Origin of the sequence: Salmonella sp. SAL03688, from assembly GCF_046551895.1 — a bacterium.
GTDB classification, from domain to species: domain Bacteria; phylum Pseudomonadota; class Gammaproteobacteria; order Enterobacterales; family Enterobacteriaceae; genus Salmonella; species Salmonella enterica.
This window is the reverse complement of the sequence record NZ_JBGDVI010000002.1, coordinates 244,518-262,720: the sequence shown is the minus strand read 5'-3', so window position 1 is coordinate 262,720 and position 18,203 is coordinate 244,518. Positions and strand designations below refer to the sequence as shown.

The 18,203-nt window shown below is 44.2% G+C and carries 20 protein-coding genes; 7 read left to right on the top strand and 13 right to left on the bottom strand.

What is annotated here, in order from left to right; translation table 11 throughout:
- Positions 1-169 precede the first annotated feature (169 nt).
- Genes sitA through sitD form a run of 4 tightly spaced genes read left to right on the top strand, consistent with a single transcriptional unit; the run spans position 170 to position 3,601 of the window.
- Positions 170-1,087: an iron/manganese ABC transporter substrate-binding protein SitA gene (sitA, locus tag ACLJR2_RS03060; protein WP_000182929.1), complete on the top strand. Its 918-nt coding sequence runs from the start codon at positions 170-172 to the stop codon at positions 1,085-1,087.
- Positions 1,084-1,905, top strand: coding sequence for an iron/manganese ABC transporter ATP-binding protein SitB (gene sitB / locus ACLJR2_RS03055; RefSeq protein WP_000083167.1), 822 nt, complete (start codon positions 1,084-1,086; stop codon positions 1,903-1,905). Before sitA ends, sitB begins: the two co-directional genes overlap by 4 nt.
- Entirely contained in the window at positions 1,902-2,762 is an 861-nt protein-coding gene (sitC, locus tag ACLJR2_RS03050) for an iron/manganese ABC transporter permease subunit SitC (RefSeq protein WP_001104336.1), read from the top strand. Before sitB ends, sitC begins: the two co-directional genes overlap by 4 nt.
- The gene (gene sitD / locus ACLJR2_RS03045; protein WP_000480207.1) at positions 2,753-3,601 is read left to right on the top strand and encodes an iron/manganese ABC transporter permease subunit SitD; all 849 of its coding nucleotides are present in this window, start codon (positions 2,753-2,755) and stop codon (positions 3,599-3,601) included. The genes sitC and sitD overlap by 10 nt, the downstream gene beginning before the upstream one ends.
- Positions 3,602-3,699: 98 nt before the next feature.
- Here the strand turns inward: sitD and avrA are convergent, their stop codons facing one another.
- From avrA to prgH, 10 genes are all read right to left on the bottom strand, one after another.
- Positions 3,700-4,608, bottom strand: a complete 909-nt coding sequence (gene avrA / locus ACLJR2_RS03040) for a type III secretion system YopJ family effector AvrA (RefSeq protein ID WP_077944723.1) — start codon at positions 4,606-4,608, stop codon at positions 3,700-3,702.
- Between the two features lie 160 nt (positions 4,609-4,768).
- On the bottom strand, positions 4,769-5,524 hold the full coding sequence (gene sprB / locus ACLJR2_RS03035; RefSeq protein ID WP_001246667.1) for a transcriptional regulator SprB: 756 nt from the start codon (positions 5,522-5,524) through the stop codon (positions 4,769-4,771).
- A 384-nt stretch (positions 5,525-5,908) separates the two neighbouring features.
- On the bottom strand, positions 5,909-6,796 hold the full coding sequence (gene hilC, locus ACLJR2_RS03030) for an invasion transcriptional regulator HilC (protein ID WP_000243998.1): 888 nt from the start codon (positions 6,794-6,796) through the stop codon (positions 5,909-5,911).
- Positions 6,797-7,140: 344 nt separating this feature from the next.
- Positions 7,141-7,593 (bottom strand): type III secretion system effector protein OrgC, encoded by a 453-nt coding sequence (locus tag ACLJR2_RS03025; RefSeq protein ID WP_000612179.1) that lies wholly within the window; start codon positions 7,591-7,593, stop codon positions 7,141-7,143.
- Positions 7,590-8,270, bottom strand: a complete 681-nt coding sequence (orgB, locus tag ACLJR2_RS03020; RefSeq protein WP_000916654.1) for a type III secretion system linker protein OrgB — start codon at positions 8,268-8,270, stop codon at positions 7,590-7,592. The genes ACLJR2_RS03025 and orgB overlap by 4 nt, the downstream gene beginning before the upstream one ends.
- The gene (gene orgA, locus ACLJR2_RS03015) at positions 8,227-8,826 is read right to left on the bottom strand and encodes an oxygen-regulated invasion protein OrgA (protein WP_001574876.1); all 600 of its coding nucleotides are present in this window, start codon (positions 8,824-8,826) and stop codon (positions 8,227-8,229) included. Before orgA ends, orgB begins: the two co-directional genes overlap by 44 nt.
- Positions 8,798-9,556: a type III secretion system inner membrane ring lipoprotein PrgK gene (prgK, locus tag ACLJR2_RS03010; protein WP_000621238.1), complete on the bottom strand. Its 759-nt coding sequence runs from the start codon at positions 9,554-9,556 to the stop codon at positions 8,798-8,800. Before prgK ends, orgA begins: the two co-directional genes overlap by 29 nt.
- Positions 9,553-9,858 carry a type III secretion system inner rod protein PrgJ gene (gene prgJ / locus ACLJR2_RS03005; protein ID WP_000020431.1) on the bottom strand — a complete coding sequence of 102 codons (306 nt, stop codon included), beginning with the start codon at positions 9,856-9,858 and terminating at the stop codon, positions 9,553-9,555. The genes prgK and prgJ overlap by 4 nt, the downstream gene beginning before the upstream one ends.
- 18 nt (positions 9,859-9,876) lie before the next feature.
- Entirely contained in the window at positions 9,877-10,119 is a 243-nt protein-coding gene (gene prgI, locus ACLJR2_RS03000; protein ID WP_001143113.1) for a type III secretion system needle filament protein PrgI, read from the bottom strand.
- Between the two features lie 24 nt (positions 10,120-10,143).
- Positions 10,144-11,322 (bottom strand): type III secretion system inner membrane ring protein PrgH, encoded by a 1,179-nt coding sequence (gene prgH, locus ACLJR2_RS02995; protein WP_000450196.1) that lies wholly within the window; start codon positions 11,320-11,322, stop codon positions 10,144-10,146.
- 315 nt (positions 11,323-11,637) lie between these two features.
- Between prgH and hilD the strand changes: the two genes are divergently transcribed.
- The 3 genes from hilD (at position 11,638) to iagB (ending at position 15,817) form a co-directional block, all read left to right on the top strand.
- Positions 11,638-12,567, top strand: coding sequence for a transcriptional regulator HilD (gene hilD, locus ACLJR2_RS02990; RefSeq protein WP_000432699.1), 930 nt, complete (start codon positions 11,638-11,640; stop codon positions 12,565-12,567).
- A gap of 1,088 nt (positions 12,568-13,655) precedes the next feature.
- Complete coding sequence (gene hilA / locus ACLJR2_RS02985; RefSeq protein WP_001120085.1) at positions 13,656-15,317, top strand: transcriptional regulator HilA; 1,662 nt, start codon at positions 13,656-13,658, stop codon at positions 15,315-15,317.
- A 17-nt stretch (positions 15,318-15,334) separates the two neighbouring features.
- Positions 15,335-15,817: an SPI-1 type III secretion system invasion protein IagB gene (iagB, locus tag ACLJR2_RS02980; RefSeq protein ID WP_000558927.1), complete on the top strand. Its 483-nt coding sequence runs from the start codon at positions 15,335-15,337 to the stop codon at positions 15,815-15,817.
- Between the two features lie 53 nt (positions 15,818-15,870).
- On the opposite strand, the gene sptP is transcribed toward iagB, so the two are convergent.
- From sptP to ACLJR2_RS02965, 3 genes are read right to left on the bottom strand one after another with little or no spacing between them, the layout of a single operon-like run.
- The gene (sptP, locus tag ACLJR2_RS02975; protein WP_000922312.1) at positions 15,871-17,502 is read right to left on the bottom strand and encodes an SPI-1 type III secretion system effector GTPase-activating protein SptP; all 1,632 of its coding nucleotides are present in this window, start codon (positions 17,500-17,502) and stop codon (positions 15,871-15,873) included.
- Positions 17,489-17,881 (bottom strand): chaperone SicP, encoded by a 393-nt coding sequence (gene sicP, locus ACLJR2_RS02970; protein WP_001147851.1) that lies wholly within the window; start codon positions 17,879-17,881, stop codon positions 17,489-17,491. The genes sptP and sicP overlap by 14 nt, the downstream gene beginning before the upstream one ends.
- Positions 17,882-17,907: 26 nt before the next feature.
- The gene (locus tag ACLJR2_RS02965) at positions 17,908-18,168 is read right to left on the bottom strand and encodes a hypothetical protein (RefSeq protein ID WP_000692253.1); all 261 of its coding nucleotides are present in this window, start codon (positions 18,166-18,168) and stop codon (positions 17,908-17,910) included.
- Positions 18,169-18,203 lie beyond the last annotated feature (35 nt).

Sequence of the window (18,203 nt, the reverse complement as noted above, 5' to 3'; positions counted from 1 at the left end):
GAACATTAAGATGTATTTATTTTACACCTTATCCCTCTTTAGCACTATCACTGCATATCGTCGCTATTTCGCAAATAAGAATTATTTTCATTTATTCATGCCTTGTGCTATATAACATAGCAAAGGCTATATTCGATGATTAATTAACCACATTGTTGCGAGGGATACTATGACGAATCTACATCGTCTGAAAACACTCCTGATTGCCGGTATTGTCGCGATACTCGCGCTATCGCCAGCCTATGCAAAAGAGAAATTTAAAGTCATCACCACGTTTACCGTTATTGCCGACATGGCGAAAAACGTGGCGGGCGACGCAGCGGAAGTCAGCTCGATTACCAAACCCGGCGCTGAAATCCATGAGTATCAGCCAACGCCCGGCGATATTAAACGAGCGCAGGGGGCACAGCTTATCCTCGCGAATGGTCTGAACCTGGAGCGATGGTTCGCCCGCTTTTATCAGCACCTTTCCGGCGTACCGGAAGTCATCGTCTCCACCGGTGTCAAACCGATGGGCATTACCGAAGGCCCGTATAACGGTAAACCGAACCCGCACGCCTGGATGTCGGCAGAAAACGCGCTGATTTATGTCGATAACATTCGCGACGCCCTGGTGAAGTACGATCCGGATAATGCGCAGATCTATAAGCAAAACGCCGAGCGCTATAAAGCGAAAATTCGCCAGATGGCCGATCCGTTGCGTGCCGAACTGGAAAAAATTCCCGCCGATCAGCGCTGGCTGGTCACCAGTGAAGGCGCGTTCTCTTACCTGGCGCGCGATAATGACATGAAAGAGCTTTATCTCTGGCCAATTAACGCCGATCAACAGGGGACGCCAAAACAGGTGCGTAAAGTGATTGATACCATTAAAAAGCACCATATTCCCGCCATCTTTAGCGAGAGTACGGTTTCCGATAAACCCGCCCGCCAGGTCGCGCGTGAATCCGGCGCGCATTATGGCGGCGTACTGTATGTCGATTCTCTGAGCGCCGCTGACGGCCCTGTGCCAACCTATCTGGATCTGCTGCGCGTCACGACCGAAACCATCGTCAACGGCATTAACGACGGACTGAGGAGTCAACAATGAGTCAATCTGCGATTACCGTTGATCAAGTCACGGTGACGTATCGCAACGGTCATACCGCCCTACGGGACACCACTTTTCAGGTGCCAGGCGGTTCAATCGCCGCGCTGGTAGGCGTAAATGGCTCCGGTAAGTCTACGTTATTTAAAGCGTTAATGGGCTTTGTGCATCTTGCGCAGGGCGATATCACTATCCTGCAACAGTCAGTCAACAAGGCGCTGAAAAAAAACCTCATTGCTTATGTTCCGCAATCGGAAGAAGTGGACTGGTCATTTCCGGTGCTGGTAGAAGATGTGGTGATGATGGGACGCTACGGCCATATGGGCTGGCTACGCCGTCCCACTGCGCATGATCACGCCTGTGTTGACGCCGCGCTGGCGCGGGTGGATATGCAGGAATATCGTCACAGGCAGATTGGCGAACTGTCCGGCGGGCAGAAAAAACGTGTGTTTCTTGCCAGGGCCATCGCTCAGGATGGACAGGTAATCCTGTTGGATGAACCTTTTACCGGCGTGGATGTAAAAACCGAAGCGCGAATCATCGATCTACTGCGGGAACTGCGCGATGAAGGCCGCACGATGCTGGTCTCAACGCATAATCTCGGCTCCGTCACCGAGTTTTGCGACTATACGGTAATGATTAAAGGAACCGTACTGGCCAGCGGCCCTACCGAAACCACGTTTACCGCCGCGAATCTGGAACAGGCGTTTAGCGGCGTTCTACGTCATATCGCGCTAAGCGGAGGCGAAGAGCACATCATCACCGATGACGAGCGCCCCTTTATTTCCCGGCGCGTGGCCAGCGGAGGAAAATCGTCATGAACTGGCTTGTTGAGCCGTTTGGCTACCAGTATATGCTCAACGCGATGTGGGTCTCCGCGATGGTGGGCGGTCTGTGCGCGTTTCTCTCCTGCTATTTGATGCTCAAAGGCTGGTCGCTCATTGGCGATGCGCTATCTCACTCTATTGTGCCTGGCGTCGCTGGCGCCTGGATGTTAGGGCTGCCTTTCTCGCTCGGCGCGTTTCTTTCCGGCGGACTGGCGGCAGGCAGTATGCTCTTTCTTAACCAACGCTCACGCCTGAAAGAAGACGCGATTATCGGGCTTATCTTCTCCTCTTTTTTTGGCGTCGGCCTTTTTATGGTGTCGCTAAATCCGATGTCGGTGAATATCCAGACGATTATTCTCGGCAACGTGCTGGCGATCGCGCCAGCGGATATTGCGCAACTGGCGATTATCGGCGCAGTCTCGCTGACGATTCTGCTGTTAAAGTGGAAAGATCTGATGGTCGTCTTTTTCGATGAAACCCATGCGCGTTCTATCGGGCTTAATCCGGGTCGACTAAAGCTGTTGTTTTTCACTCTATTGTCCGTCTCTACCGTGGCGGCCCTGCAAACCGTTGGGGCGTTCCTGGTGATCTGTCTCGTCGTCACGCCGGGCGCGACGGCCTGGTTACTCACCGACCGTTTTCCACGTCTGCTCATGATTGCCGTCGTGATTGGCAGCCTGACCAGTTTTCTGGGCGCATGGCTTAGCTACTGGCTGGATGGCGCCACGGGTGGAATTATTGTCGTCATGCAAACCTTACTGTTCATCACAGCCTTTATTTTCGCCCCGAAACACGGTCTGTTAGCCAACCGTCGACGCGCCCGCCTGCAGAAGGAGCCGACATGTTCTTAACAACGTTACTGGAACCCTTTCAGTTTGATTTTATGGTGAACGCCCTTATGGTTTCGGTCATTGTGGCGATTCCCTGCGCCTTACTGTCCGTGTTTTTAGTGTTAAAAGGCTGGGCGTTAATGGGCGATGCAATGAGTCATGCGGTATTCCCCGGGGTCGTGCTGGCATATATTGTGGGGATCCCCCTGGCGATTGGCGCTTTCATTGCCGGATTATTTTGCGCTATCGCCACCGGCTATCTGGACGATAACAGCCGCATCAAACGTGATACGGTGATGGGCATCGTCTTTTCCGGGATGTTTGGCGCAGGTCTGGTGCTCTATGTTTCTATTCAATCGGAAGTGCATCTGGATCACATCCTGTTTGGGGATATGCTGGGCGTATCGCTGGGGGATATCGTACAAACGTCAGTTATTGCACTGGGTATTGCGTTAATCATTGGGCTGAAATGGAAAGATCTCCTGCTACACGCTTTTGACCCGCACCAGGCGAAAGCCAGCGGGCTGAATACCACGCTACTGCATTATGGCCTGCTATGTATGATTGCGCTGACTATCGTCGCCACGCTGAAATCGGTGGGCATTATTCTGTCAATCTCACTACTTATCGCCCCCGGCGCAATTGCCATTTTGCTGACGCGACGCTTTGCGCGCGCGCTGGCATTAGCGGTGAGTCTGTCAGTTATTACCGCTTTTGCGGGCGTCTATCTGTCTTTTTATCTTGATAGCGCGCCAGCGCCGACCATCGTGGTATTATTTGCCATCGTGTTTATTGCGGCATTTATTTACGCAACATGGCGCGACAGGCGTAATGAAATCGTACCAGAGGCGCAAGGTTAACACTTTTTTGCCTGCTATTCAGGAAACATACGGTCATAATATAGAGTAGTTTTATGGCGCTGGAAGGATTTCCTCTGGCAGGCAACCTCATAATTTCATTACGGTTTAAGTAAAGACTTATATTCAGCTATCCTTTTTTTATGAGCGGATATAGAGAGTTTTTTATCGTTTAGCATAACGGCATTGTTATCGAATCGCTCATAAAGCGTTTCATTCTTTTTGTTTACTATACTGCTTCCCGCCGCCGGATTGGCCTGCACATATTCATTTAATCGTTGTACGCCTTGAGTATGTTTGTAAAAACTCACCGGCAGATAACGGTCTGCTTTATCAGACGGGAGAAAAGGTTCTTCACCACACAGACGTTCACAAATATTATCTTCATGAATTTTTACTAAGTTCATAAATTCAAGCTGAAGTTTTTTGGCGAGCGCCAGGCTAAAAATACCACATTCAGAAGAGCTTCGTTGAATGTCCAGCTCGACCATAGCAAAATAACAATCAGGCAATTGTTCACGTTCAAGAGCTGCTTTGGTCCTCAACGCCAGTAAAGCAGGTCCAAAAGCGCTACACGCTGCTGGTTCGAACAAAATCACCGATGTCTTTCCGTCCATAACTCTAAAATCGACGACTGAAATATGGATACCTGAACTTCCCATATTTACGATAAATCGGGCAGATTCAACGCCTTCCATTCTGGTCTCCTTTATAGAGGAAACAAGCTCATGGACTGACATAACAAATTTAAGATTTAACTCTGGATACTTCTTATTGGCCTGTGCAACAAGAAAAGGCATCATTTCGAGATCGGTTTCCTCGTAACTGATATGAATCCAGCTGCCATCTATAATTTCACTTTCCAGACGCTCAACAATACAGGTCAATGCTTCGGTGTTTAGCTCCCCGCTGACGTCAGGCTGAGGCGATAAACTCGCCCCCATATTACGAGCCGTAGGACTTAGCATACTTTTCCCTCCACATGATAGCTCCTGCACCGAAAATATCATCTTTAACTTTTCAGATTCAATATATTGCCCGCAAAAATATGCCTCAATGATTGAGCCAGGCAACCAATCACCTCCAGATGATTATATATAAGAATTACTACTCAAAAAATCTTTTTTATAATAAAAGCTCAATACATGGTCATAAATGATAAAAAATAGTTTAATTCATTCCTACCGCAATCGGTAACGCGCAATTATCGTCAGGTACACCAGGGTTATGTGCAAAAGCAGTGCGCTGTAAATGCGCGTCTAGTTTCAGTCCCCGGAACAGCGATAGCGGTGAAGAGTCCATCCCCAAACGATACATAACCTTCTTACGATAAATACTGACGGTTTTTGTTCCCAGACCAAATTTTTTCGCCAGTTCAATTGCCGGATGTCCCGAGGATAATAATATCAGCAGCGCATACTTCGCCTGAGTGACGCCGGGAGGTAGATTCCACCAGGCGTATTGATTGATATTAAACAATACCTCTTCCGGCGTCTCGCCGACATTAAAAGCATACGTAGCAGCCACGGTTTTCTTTTGTGGCCTGTGGCAGAAACGCAGCCAGGCTTCCGGAAGACGTAGCTTCTCTCGATCCGAGCGGATAGCGCAGGATAGTTCGTCTTTTAAAACATAATCCATAACGCCAAAATATTGCAGCACACAGCGATCGATATAATACAAGCGATCTGCCACTACCAAAACTTTACGGTTCTGCAACCGCGTTTGCAACGCATGAAAAAGATAAACATGCTCATGCGGGTTCAAAGCTAAAATCAGCCCGGCGTCCGGCATATCGGATAGAGAATGCAAAAGTGCGGTTAATGAGTTACACGTTTTAACGCACTTTTCCGGATATTTTTGCTTAAAAATAGACTGAAGGGCATAACAATTAGTCCAGTTAATACCGTATATAATTACATTTCTCATTTATTTATCCTTTTTTGAAAACTGACCACAGCTTCGGTAATGATTTTTCTTCCTGGGCGACTACTGCGCAAGTAGATAACGCCTTCTTACTACAAAGGTAATAAGACCAGATACGTTATTACATGCGCAATGTCGTTACCGAAATGAATTCCTTTTACAAATCTGATAATGATTAAATTTGCTGTTTTACTTTACTGTAATCTCTTAGAGTACAACCATTGCCCGGCGCCTGGCGGCCATGTATGTCTGACAATGAACGCTTTCGATTCCCTTTCATTAACTATATATCACTGGTGTAGCGATACTGAAATATACACTACGATTAAAAAAATATTTGGTATCTGTAACGCAAACAGATAGTAACGTTTAAAATAATTTCACAAATCAATGGTTCATCGTACGCATAAAGCTAAGCGGTGTAATCTTAAAATGCCGTTTAAAAATAGCGATAAAATAAGAAGGCGTATCATAGCCACACATCGTCGCGACTTGTGAAATATTTCCAGCCCCCATACGTAATAATTTTATAGCCTGATTCATACGAGCATCCAGGTATATTTTGCTAAAACTCACCTCTTCAGCGGCCAGTTTTCGCTTCAGACTTGATACGCTCATAAACAGCTTTCCCGCCACCTCAGCCTGTGACCATTTGCGGGTGAGATCGCTGATAATAATGTTATAAACTTTCTCTTTTGTCGTAATTTTTATTGCTCGCTCAAGGAAATCAAACCCACCGGGCTTACGTACAAATGCCGATATAAGATACATCAATGAGAAATATGAATAATCATGATCATCAATACTCACATTACTACAAACCCGTGGACATGCCACACCATGCAAAATAGAGTCAAAAGTATCACTCATCCCTGGCAACAAGTCCGCATGAAAAAAATACTTTGGTTTCGTTTTTAATGATAGCTCTCGATCATTATAGTTTCTTGTACTGTAAAAAACTTTGTAGAATTTTTGCATTAAGTCATAGGAAACTTCCAGTGAAGAAAAATCAATATGCCCTTCTATTTCGCTCATACTAAGCGTGATTGTTTGATCTTTTTCCAATAAAAATAAACACGGCGCAGATTGTTCGATGAACTCCCCAAATTCGTTTTCAATTCGCAAACTGCCTTTATTAAGTTTAAACAATAAGCAGTTTGCGACATAATAGTCTCTTACGTCAGCTAATCCATTTATTAATGGAAATTTGTTCGGCTGTTGAAGGTGATTATTGCTAATGGCCTCAACTGATTTATTCATTGAAGGCAATACCATATTTTATCCTGTGTGCTATAAGGAACTCAAAATCGTTATATTCTTATAAACAAATAATTAAAACTCACAGAGATGATTTAAATCCGATTTTTTTATTATTATAGCCAATAATTACATTCCAACGCGCGTTCATTTCGTCACAAAAAGATACCCTTACAAACTTTATGCACAATTTTGTAATGAAAGCTTACAATATTAATATAATCATTTCAGAATAAAACGGCTGGCAGACATCTTAATAATCCATATACATCAATAAGATAGACACACTGGCATGGTGCATTTTCTGCATTATTTGCTGATATATACACCATACCTTATCACAAATCGCCAGCAATGGGGGTTCACCAGTCAATTGCCTCTTTGTTTTCCCCGCCCGATAAAATAATCTCCTGCATCCAGGAGGTCATTTGTGACTGTGCGTTCATTGTACCAACTAATACCCCGTTTAAAGCCTCATATAAATGGGTGCCCGGTTCAACTTTTGCTAACATGTTTTGTAGCATAGCCGTTTGCTGCTCAAAAGAAACAAAAGCCGAATCACCACTGTTAGGATCTTTGAAGGCATTCATCTCTTGATAAATGCTATCTTTAAGCGTTTCAGAAGAGGCTGACTCAGGAAGCGCCAAAAGTCGTTGGTAGAATGCATCATAAAGATCAACGTCGCCGCCATTGCTTAAAGGCGCGCTATCCACATTATTCAGCATAGCGGCCCTGGCACTCAACGAAACCACACCCGTCGCTTCAGTATCTGCTGTCGGGACCAAATAAGAAGTCGGAATCGTACCCGGTATCACCTTATAACCTCCGCTTGCGTTTTTGTCTTCCATTCATCAATAAGTGCGTTAATGGCGTTATCAGAAATTGTCCGGCAGTCTTGTGGAAGTTCATCAAGATGATGCTTAATGACGCCTACTGCCGTTTCAACAAATTGTTCAGGTGAAAATTCTGCGATCTGATCGCCGCAACTCATGATAAAGCGCTGTTCCTGATGATATTTAAGATTAAAAGTGCCTGGCCAGTTTTCCATAAGCAACACCATCAGTTTTTGGTGATCTTTTTTCGCATTAACTGGCAGTGTTAAAAAAAGTTGCCCCTCAGGCTTATCGAAATCCCTTAGCCACTCATCCAGGACGGTTAAAAGCGTTTCGGGATGGTCGACCGCAGCTGAAAATAACTCGCGGGCATAAATCTGTATTTTTTCCATCCACTTCCAGGCCATTGTCTGATTATCAGTAAGATAAGCGGCGACCTGCTGTAACGCGTCTATCATTCCCTGCTCGTAACCTTCCTGATAGGCGTACATCCGCAAGGTCTTTGCCTCTTCTTCCGCCTCTCGCAAAATACGCTTAGCCCGTTGATGCGCCTGCTGTTCTAATCTTTCAATAGAGAAATAACGTTCCAGCGTTTTACGCTTTATCAGTATCCCCTCAACAGGCGAAAGCGGGGACGGTATTGGGATATTTTTGAGCATATTGTAAGGCCAGTAGCAAAATTGACATTTCTACAGCATCCTGCTTCAATGCCTCCTCAATAAATGGAGGAAAAAGCAAAGGAAAACGCTGTGCTAAAGATTCAGGTAAAAATTCATTTAGGGCATTTAACTGTGCATACCCGACGCTAAGTAAAAACCGGTGATTCGGCGCCTTATTGCAGACAGATAAACTTGTTCCCTGATGCATTGCCAAAAATGCTTGCGCCCAATCCGGCAGGCCAAGCAAGGCTCCCTGCCTTGCCAGATCGGCTCTCAGTTTATGGCAACCGAGTAAATACGCTACTTGCGGCAGTCGGCGCCACTGACGCAGCCACAGCTGCGTCAGTGAGTTTTGAATACACTCCTTTTCTCCGTTCTTAAGCCGCCATGCCGCCAGTATTAACTCATTTGCCGCCGCCCTGGCGGCGGGTCTGACAATCATTTCCGGCGCTATCTGCAACCGCTGAGGATGGATATACGATAACGGATCAAAAATGATTCTTTGCCAGATAATGGGTAATGGCTGCCTATTCATTTGACGATTTCGCCTTATCATCAGCCGTTATGCCTTTCTTATTGCGGGCATAATGGTTTTTGTAATACCAGACGCCAAAGCCTGCTGACATCACGGATAACAAAATAATCAACACAATCCAACTGGTTGCAAAAGAATTACGTTTTACTGGTGTGCCGGGAGCCTGTAATTGGGCATCAGAACGTTCTGACAACACAACAGAAATGTTGTCATAATCCACATCGGCAAAACTATTCTTTAAGAAACGCTTGATATCGCTGATCTGATGCGCAAGCGGCGAACCTCGTTCATATACGGCTAATGCCGACAGATGAACAGGTTTTGGCGGACGGCCATTTTCACCAGCATCAATATCATAACTAATATGGACCCTGGCGGAGAGCACGCCCTCCATCGTCTGTAATGACTGTTCCAGTCGCTGTTCAATAGCCGAATATAACCTGGCCTTTTCAGCTCGCGGAGACGATACCAGCGAATCCGCCGGGAACATCTGCGCTATTTCCACCCGTGGCCGGGGAGGAAGCTGATAAGTTTTAATCCAGTACACCGCAGCGGTAAAATCAGGCTCAGCAACGGTAATGCTATAGCCCAATTTTCCGCTATCAATTTTATTCGCCTCTATATTGTGCATTTGCAGAACGGCAATGACCTCATTAGCCTGTTCCTGGTCCAGTCCTTTTAAAAGATCCTTATCCTTACAGCCGGCAAGGGTCATTACCAGCAGAAAGGTATATAGATATCGACGAATCATGAGCGTAATAGCGTTTCAACAGCCCCGACTCCTTTACGAGTAAGGGTACTTACCATAGAAACATACAGGTTATAATCTGAAATCATCTCTTGCGAAATAGCCAGCTCTTTAGGATCCGTCACCAGATTAGGGTCCTCAATCCTGTTGGTAATCGTCTGTTTATCCACAGCCGTGGCAATCGCCGAACCAGAAAAAGCCTGGAGTAGCCGGTCATCCAGCGAGACAATGTCCGTCTCCATAGACCTGATATTGACCGCCTGCCCTATAACGGCATTCTCAGGGACAATAGTTGCAATCGACATAATCCACCTTATAACTGATTAACGGAAGTTCTGAATAATGGCAGCATCAATATCCTTAAAGACTTTTACCGTGTTCGATTGCGCGTTACGGTACAAGTTATATTCCGAGAGCTTACTCTGATACGCCGCCAGTAGCGCCGGATCGGAGGGTTTTGCTGCTAATTTATCCAGCGCTTCTGTTACCTGCGTTTGTAGATTATCAACGCCTGTATCAAATTTTGCTGAAACTTCATCCAGATAGCCTGACCAAGGTGTTGGCATAATGACTTCCTTATTTGCGTTAAATTAAAGTGGGCTTGGGAAATACCAATGGCCTGGGCTCATTTTGATATAACCTTCCGCCCCGTACTGAAATGAGCGTCCCTTGAGCCAGTCATCTTTTAATTCGATCGCAAACTGCACATAGCGTCCTCCCCATGTACGGTAATAGCTATCGACAAATTGACGGGCTCTGAGTATTTCTACATCATCGAGCGCCCCCTGAATAACAAACGTTACGCCCCCCTTATGATTCCTGCGGGAATAAGGTAACGCCTGCTGTTTTAGCCCCGCTTCCGCCTGGCCTGCGGCGGTAACATCGTCCATCAACGTGATGTTAACCGAATCCGCGTAAGGCATTAGCGCTCTCAGCTTTTGACTTAACACCTCGAGCTCTTTCTTGCTCATCGTGTTTCGCTGGCGGCTTAGCCAGAAAACGGGTTTACGCGGCTCATCGAAATGAAGCCGATAATAAGCCAGCTGCGGATAATAGGTATCCAGCCAGGTAGAGATACGCTTATTTTCTTCGTTTTCGTTAATCACTCGCGCATTTTTATCATAATCGCCCCTCGCTAAAACCTGACGAGCCCACAGCGTATCTCTTTCATTTTGCGCAGCGACATAGAGCATTTTGTCCCGTCCTGGCAACACCTGAAAGCGCTCCTTCTCCTGCCCCAATAACGAATCGAGCTCTGCGGCCTGCCGCTGCGGCGAGTTAAGTATCCATAACGTCCCCACCGTCCCAATTCCCAATATAAAAAACCCGGCCAGTGCGGCTACAATTCCGTTTTTAAAACGCGGCTCGTTCTTTTTTGCAGACGTTTCTAACTTCTCAGGCTGCTCGGGCACCCACGGCTCGCTTTCCGGGCGAATCAGGATAAGCAATTCACCGACCTGTATTGGCGTATTTAATTGCACCGAACGAGATTCAGAATTTCCTTCTTTCAGCTCATGGAGTATAATTTCGGTCGCATCCGTATCCACCTGGATTTCAAAATTTACTCCGCCATGGTCCAGCGGGATAAAAAAGCTATCGGCAGGTATATCAGGGAGTTGGCCTGAAGCAGTGAGCGCATCACTCTGACCTACCACAAAGAGTGTTCGGCCTGTCAGCAATGGAAACTCACAGCCGTTCAGTGAGCTGTTAAGTAATCGAACTATGTATGGCCCAGGGCTTGTTATCGTCTTCTCTTTTGATGTTTCCATATATACTGTTAGCGATGTCTGTCGTTCTCGATAGCAGCAGATTACCGCACAGGACACAGGGATTCCTGATGAAAATAGAATGAAAAGTGAGAAATAAAATCAATTTATTCTGTATAATGCGTCTCAACACATATTAAAAGAACCATCATCCCCATTGGAGCTTAAACTACTGTAGATAAATTACCCAAATTTGGGTTCTTTTGGTGTAACAATCAGACCATTGCCAACACACGCTAATAAAGAGCATTTACAACTCAGATTTTTTCAGTAGGATACCAGTAAGGAACATTAAAATAACATCAACAAAGGGATAATATGGAAAATGTAACCTTTGTAAGTAATAGTCATCAGCGTCCTGCCGCAGATAACTTACAGAAATTAAAATCACTTTTGACAAATACCCGGCAGCAAATTAAAAGTCAGACTCAGCAGGTTACCATCAAAAATCTTTATGTAAGCAGTTTCACTTTAGTTTGCTTTCGGAGCGGTAAACTGACGATTAGCAATAATCACGATACGATTTACTGTGACGAACCTGGGATGTTGGTGCTCAAAAAAGAGCAGGTAGTTAACGTGACGCTTGAAGAGGTCAATGGCCACATGGATTTCGATATACTCGAGATACCGACGCAACGACTTGGCGCTCTCTATGCACTTATCCCAAACGAGCAGCAAACCAAAATGGCGGTACCCACAGAGAAAGCGCAGAAGATCTTCTATACGCCTGACTTTCCTGCCAGAAGAGAGGTATTTGAACATCTGAAAACGGCGTTCTCCTGTACGAAGGATACAAGCAAAGGTTGCAGTAACTGTAACAACAAAAGTTGTATTGAAAATGAAGAGTTAATTCCTTATTTTCTGCTGTTCCTGCTTACTGCTTTTCTCCGACTCCCGGAGAGTTATGAGATCATCCTTAGCTCAGCTCAGATAACGTTAAAGGAGCGCGTTTACAACATTATATCTTCGTCACCCAGTAGACAGTGGAAGCTTACAGATGTTGCCGATCATATATTTATGAGTACGTCAACGCTCAAACGGAAACTTGCAGAAGAAGGTACCAGCTTTAGCGACATCTACTTATCGGCAAGAATGAATCAGGCAGCAAAACTTTTACGCATAGGCAACCATAATGTTAATGCTGTAGCATTAAAATGTGGTTATGACAGCACGTCCTACTTCATTCAATGTTTCAAAAAATATTTTAAAACTACGCCATCGACATTCATAAAAATGGCGAACCATTAACATTTTTTGTATCTGTCACTCAAGTAAAGATTTTTATTAAAATTGTAATAGTTTAAAATTCAGACTGCGCATTAACACGCTATATCAGAATGGGAGGCTATTCAATATCATTGTTCTGTCCGGAAGACAGCTTATACTGATATCTCTGGTAATTTAAAGTAAGGCTGATTATATAACACGATTTTTGTGAACTTGTCATCGCTATGATGACTGGTAAACCGATATTGCCTTATTCACAGCGTAAGAATTCGTCCAGATGACACTATCTCCTTCCGGCTTTAACCCTGTGGATTAAGGCCGGCATTTTATTCATATTTATACATCATCCGTTCTCTCTGAGAACTATTTGCCTGAACGGTCTACACCGAAACAGTCACGCTTGTTAGCTTTCTGCCAGGCATACCTCTTCTCTTCCTCCTGATATCGATATAATGCCTGGGGGCCAGCCTGAGGATGATACTGCTCATAACCCCCCTGCCTTTTTGACGCTATAGCTGAAGGGAGTAAAGAAAGACGATATCATTATTTTGCAAAAAAATATAAAAATAAGCGCACCATTAAAAACAGTCTTTCATTTATATTTTGACACCTAAGACAAATTACACTCTTAAACTTTCAACGAATGGTCATTTAGTGGAAATCTTCGAGAAAAATGGTTCTGATGGTGTAATTATCAGACCATTAACCATGAAGATATAATAAGCAGCATTTACACCCCCAAAAAATGCAGTAAGATAGCTACAAAACTAATCTCTATTGCAATGAGGCCAAGTTAAATATGTAAATATTTAGATGCCCGGCGCTGACTCTCTGCACCAGGATATACGACAGCGTCCATTCGATAATCACGGTTAGTTATAACAATATTATTACCAACATGTCAGTTATTTAAAGCACAGGCATAAGCTAAATAATCAAATGTTAAAAACATATAAACCCGAGCCCGTAAAATATGACATTAAGCTCATAATAAAAGCTCAACCTGACCGTTAGTACTAACAGCAGAATTACTGAAACAGTAGATTCTATCCTAACGACTTGTATTAGCTATTATAACTTTTCACCCTGTAAGAGAATACACTATTATCATGCCACATTTTAATCCTGTTCCTGTATCGAATAAAAAATTCGTCTTTGATGATTTCATACTCAACATGGACGGCTCCCTGCTACGCTCAGAAAAGAAAGTCAATATTCCGCCAAAAGAATATGCCGTTCTGGTCATCCTGCTCGAAGCCGCCGGCGAGATTGTGAGTAAAAACACCTTACTGGACCAGGTATGGGGCGACGCGGAAGTTAACGAAGAATCTCTTACCCGCTGTATTTATGCCTTACGACGTATTCTGTCGGAAGATAAAGAGCATCGTTACATTGAAACACTGTACGGACAGGGCTATCGGTTTAATCGTCCGGTCGTAGTGGTGTCTCCGCCAGCGCCGCAACCTACGACTCATACATTGGCGATACTTCCTTTTCAGATGCAGGATCAGGTTCAATCCGAGAGTCTGCATTACTCTATCGTGAAGGGATTATCGCAGTATGCGCCCTTTGGCCTGAGCGTGCTGCCGGTGACCATTACGAAGAACTGCCGCAGTGTTAAGGATATTCTTGAGCTCATGGATCAATTACGCCCCGATTATTATATCTCCGGGCAGATGATACCCGATGGTAATGATAATATTGTACAGATTGAGATAGTTCGGGTTAAAGGTTATCACCTGCTGCACCAGGAAAGCATTAAGTTGATAGAACACCAACCCGCTTCTCTCTTGCAAAACAAAATTGCGAATCTTTTGCTCAGATGTATTCCCGGACTTCGCTGGGACACAAAGCAGATTAGCGAGCTAAATTCGATTGACAGTACTATGGTTTACTTACGCGGTAAGCATGAGTTAAATCAATACACCCCCTATAGCTTACAGCAAGCGCTTAAATTGCTGACTCAATGCGTTAACATGTCGCCAAACAGCATTGCGCCTTACTGTGCGCTGGCAGAATGCTACCTCAGCATGGCGCAAATGGGGATTTTTGATAAACAAAACGCTATGATCAAAGCTAAAGAACATGCGATTAAGGCGACAGAGCTGGACCACAATAATCCACAAGCTTTAGGATTACTGGGGCTAATTAATACGATTCACTCAGAATACATCGTCGGGAGTTTGCTATTCAAACAAGCTAACTTACTTTCGCCCATTTCTGCAGATATTAAATATTATTATGGCTGGAATCTTTTCATGGCTGGTCAGTTGGAGGAGGCCTTACAAACGATTAACGAGTGTTTAAAATTGGACCCAACGCGCGCAGCCGCAGGGATCACTAAGCTGTGGATTACCTATTATCATACCGGTATTGATGATGCTATACGTTTAGGCGATGAATTACGCTCACAACACCTGCAGGATAATCCAATATTATTAAGTATGCAGGTTATGTTTCTTTCGCTTAAAGGTAAACATGAACTGGCACGAAAATTAACTAAAGAAATATCCACGCAGGAAATAACAGGACTTATTGCTGTTAATCTTCTTTACGCTGAATATTGTCAGAATAGTGAGCGTGCCTTACCGACGATAAGAGAATTTCTGGAAAGTGAACAGCGTATAGATAATAATCCGGGATTATTACCGTTAGTGCTGGTTGCCCACGGCGAAGCTATTGCCGAGAAAATGTGGAATAAATTTAAAAACGAAGACAATATTTGGTTCAAAAGATGGAAACAGGATCCCCGCTTGATTAAATTACGGTAAAATCTGAGAGAGGAGATATGCATTATTTTTTTATCATCGTAATCTGGTTGCTTAGCATAAATACGGCATGGGCTGATTGCTGGCTTCAGGCTGAAAAAATGTTCAATATTGAATCCGAACTACTTTACGCTATCGCCCAGCAGGAATCGGCGATGAAACCTGGCGCCATTGGCCATAACCGAGATGGTTCAACCGATCTTGGCCTGATGCAAATTAACAGCTTCCATATGAAAAGGCTGAAAAAAATGGGGATTAGTGAAAAACAGTTGTTACAGGATCCCTGCATTTCTGTCATTGTGGGCGCATCCATTTTATCAGATATGATGAAAATCTACGGTTATAGCTGGGAGGCCGTTGGCGCTTATAATGCCGGGACGTCTCCGAAACGATCGGATATAAGGAAGCGTTATGCTAAAAAAATTTGGGAGAATTATAGAAAATTAAAAGAGATGTCAGCAGAAGAGAAAAACAAAAGACTTTCTATCGCGGTAAACAAATAATTATACAGAAATAGCTTACTTTCAGATAGTTCTAAAAGTAAGCTATGTTTTTATCAGCTTGCCGTCGTCATAAGCAACTGGGCTTGCATTGCTTTTAGTTGTACAAACTGTGAGGCGTCTTCCAGCATTCTATTGTTCCGTGAATTCCGGAAATCTGCACGTACCTGCTCCAGATTACTATGAGGATTATCCTTAAGTACAAGGGCCGCCGCCATCGTTCCGGTTCTTCCCACTCCGCCCAGACAATGAATCATCGGTAAATGCTTATCTGATGAACTACGCCCCGGCGCGCCATTTTGGTTACTATTTTTCACTCTATCCGCCAGGTATTCTAACTGATCAGTAGACGGTAACGGCTGGTGATCTGGCCAATTTTTCACATGCAATACCGGGATTGTATACTGCTTTTCCCCGCAGGACAGTTGCATATTGTATTGGTCTATCGCTTCTCCCTGACTGGCTGAACTCACTTTTTGGCTGTTGGTATGCACCTCGCCAAAGGTGTAGCTCCCTCTGAAATAGGCTGGTAATTGTTTTGCCTGCATCTGATCTTCCGACGTTAACACCACCAGGCACGAGCATTCTTTTTCAAGAAGCATTTTCATATGCGCTTCCAGCGCGTCCGGCGTATTTTTTGGGTACGAACCGGCTAATGCCACAGGCTTACCGTCAAAAGTTAACGTATTCACTGGCACAGGCATTCCATCGCTCAGTTTCACCTGGGTTTGCTGATTAATTGGAATGCTGCTGACCGCAAACCGTGCCAGGCCCAGTGTCGGTCCGCTCATCGTCTGTGGCATTGGCGCGCCGGCTTCTATTTTCTCAAGTTCAGCTGTAACATTTTTCAGTTCTTTAGCAATAACGTGAATTTTTTTTACAGCCTGGGTTAATTCATGAGTAGAGGCTTTATCAACCCACCTCTCAACCTCTCCTCCACAGGTTCCCCATTGTGAGAACCGGGCTACACCGACCTTAATATTTGTTAACGTTGTAACATAATCATTAAGTTGTTTAGCCTCTGGAATTTTATTTAAATTCTGTAAATTCGTCATTAATGAACGCAGCGGGCCGTTACCTGAAGCCATCTCCTGGAAGTTTTCTCGCAGGCTATTTCCATCCATTTGTTCCAGTTGCGGTAATGTTCTTTTAAGTCCCTTTAGCGCGATATCGAGTAAAGGTTGCTTACTTTCTGCTCCAACATCGTTATTTTTTTCTGCCACTTTTGTATCGCCGCCTTTTATGACTAAAGCGGCATTCCTGACACCAACATTATCCTTGCTCTTAATAAGGTTTATAAACCCTTCGTCAGCAGCTTTTACACACTCCGTGATCTGCACTGCTAAACGTTGGGTAAGGGGTTTGTTCATATTTATACGGGACATTAACAGTGCGTCATTAACCGCTGTTTCCCCATATTTTTCCGTTAGTGCCTGGAGAAATGTCTGTAAAATCTTTTGGTCCTGTACTCTGATATTTTCCGTATGTTTTTGCACCACTTCAGTGTTTTTAAATAACGGCATTTTTCCAAGCCAGGTTAATACTTTTGACGAAAGTTTTTCAGGCGCAACATATGCCTTGTCAGTATTTTCCTTAGCAATATAAAGTCGTGCATCATTCGACACACCAACTTTTGAAAACGAAGACAACGTTAAATTATTCAATTTTCTCTCCTCATACTTTAGCATATTCCTGCAGTATGTTTTTGAGCGCTTCCTGCTGATTCACAAATGACTCAAGCTGCGATATAATATGGTAAGTATTTGTCAGATCGGTAATTGCATGTATAAACAACAACGTCTCTGCAGCATCAATATACGCTAACGTACCTTCATTATTCGCAGCCAGTTCACCATTAATCACCATAATCTGCCGCCAGATAGAATCGCCACAAACAGGCGATAACGGTATAATCATACCGTTCAATAACCAGATATCATCTTTAGCTTCAATAGACGTAAAAATATCGCTATCGAGTAGTAATAAGCACTGATTGTTGTCGTCAAAAGTGAGCGGTAAACCCAATTTCTCACCAATATTAGCGATAATATCCTGGTGTGCTTGCAATTTACTTTCCTCTTAAATTATATCTTTTATAAGATTGCTTCTTCAAATTTAATCTGGTTACACAATGTCTTGATATTTTTTCGCGCCCATCGCCGGGCGCAATATTTCTCTCCTTTAATCCAGTAGAATAGCCATTCACTACGCATCGGAACACATATCAGCAACTCCTTCGGATCATTTTCAACATGACGTAACTTGCCTTTAATAACAAAACGCGAACTGTCAGCAATATCATCATATATTGCAGCCATACCTGAACCGGGTACTACATGTGTGATGATTTTCATAACAATTAATCTTATTCAATTGTTGTCAAGCGAGA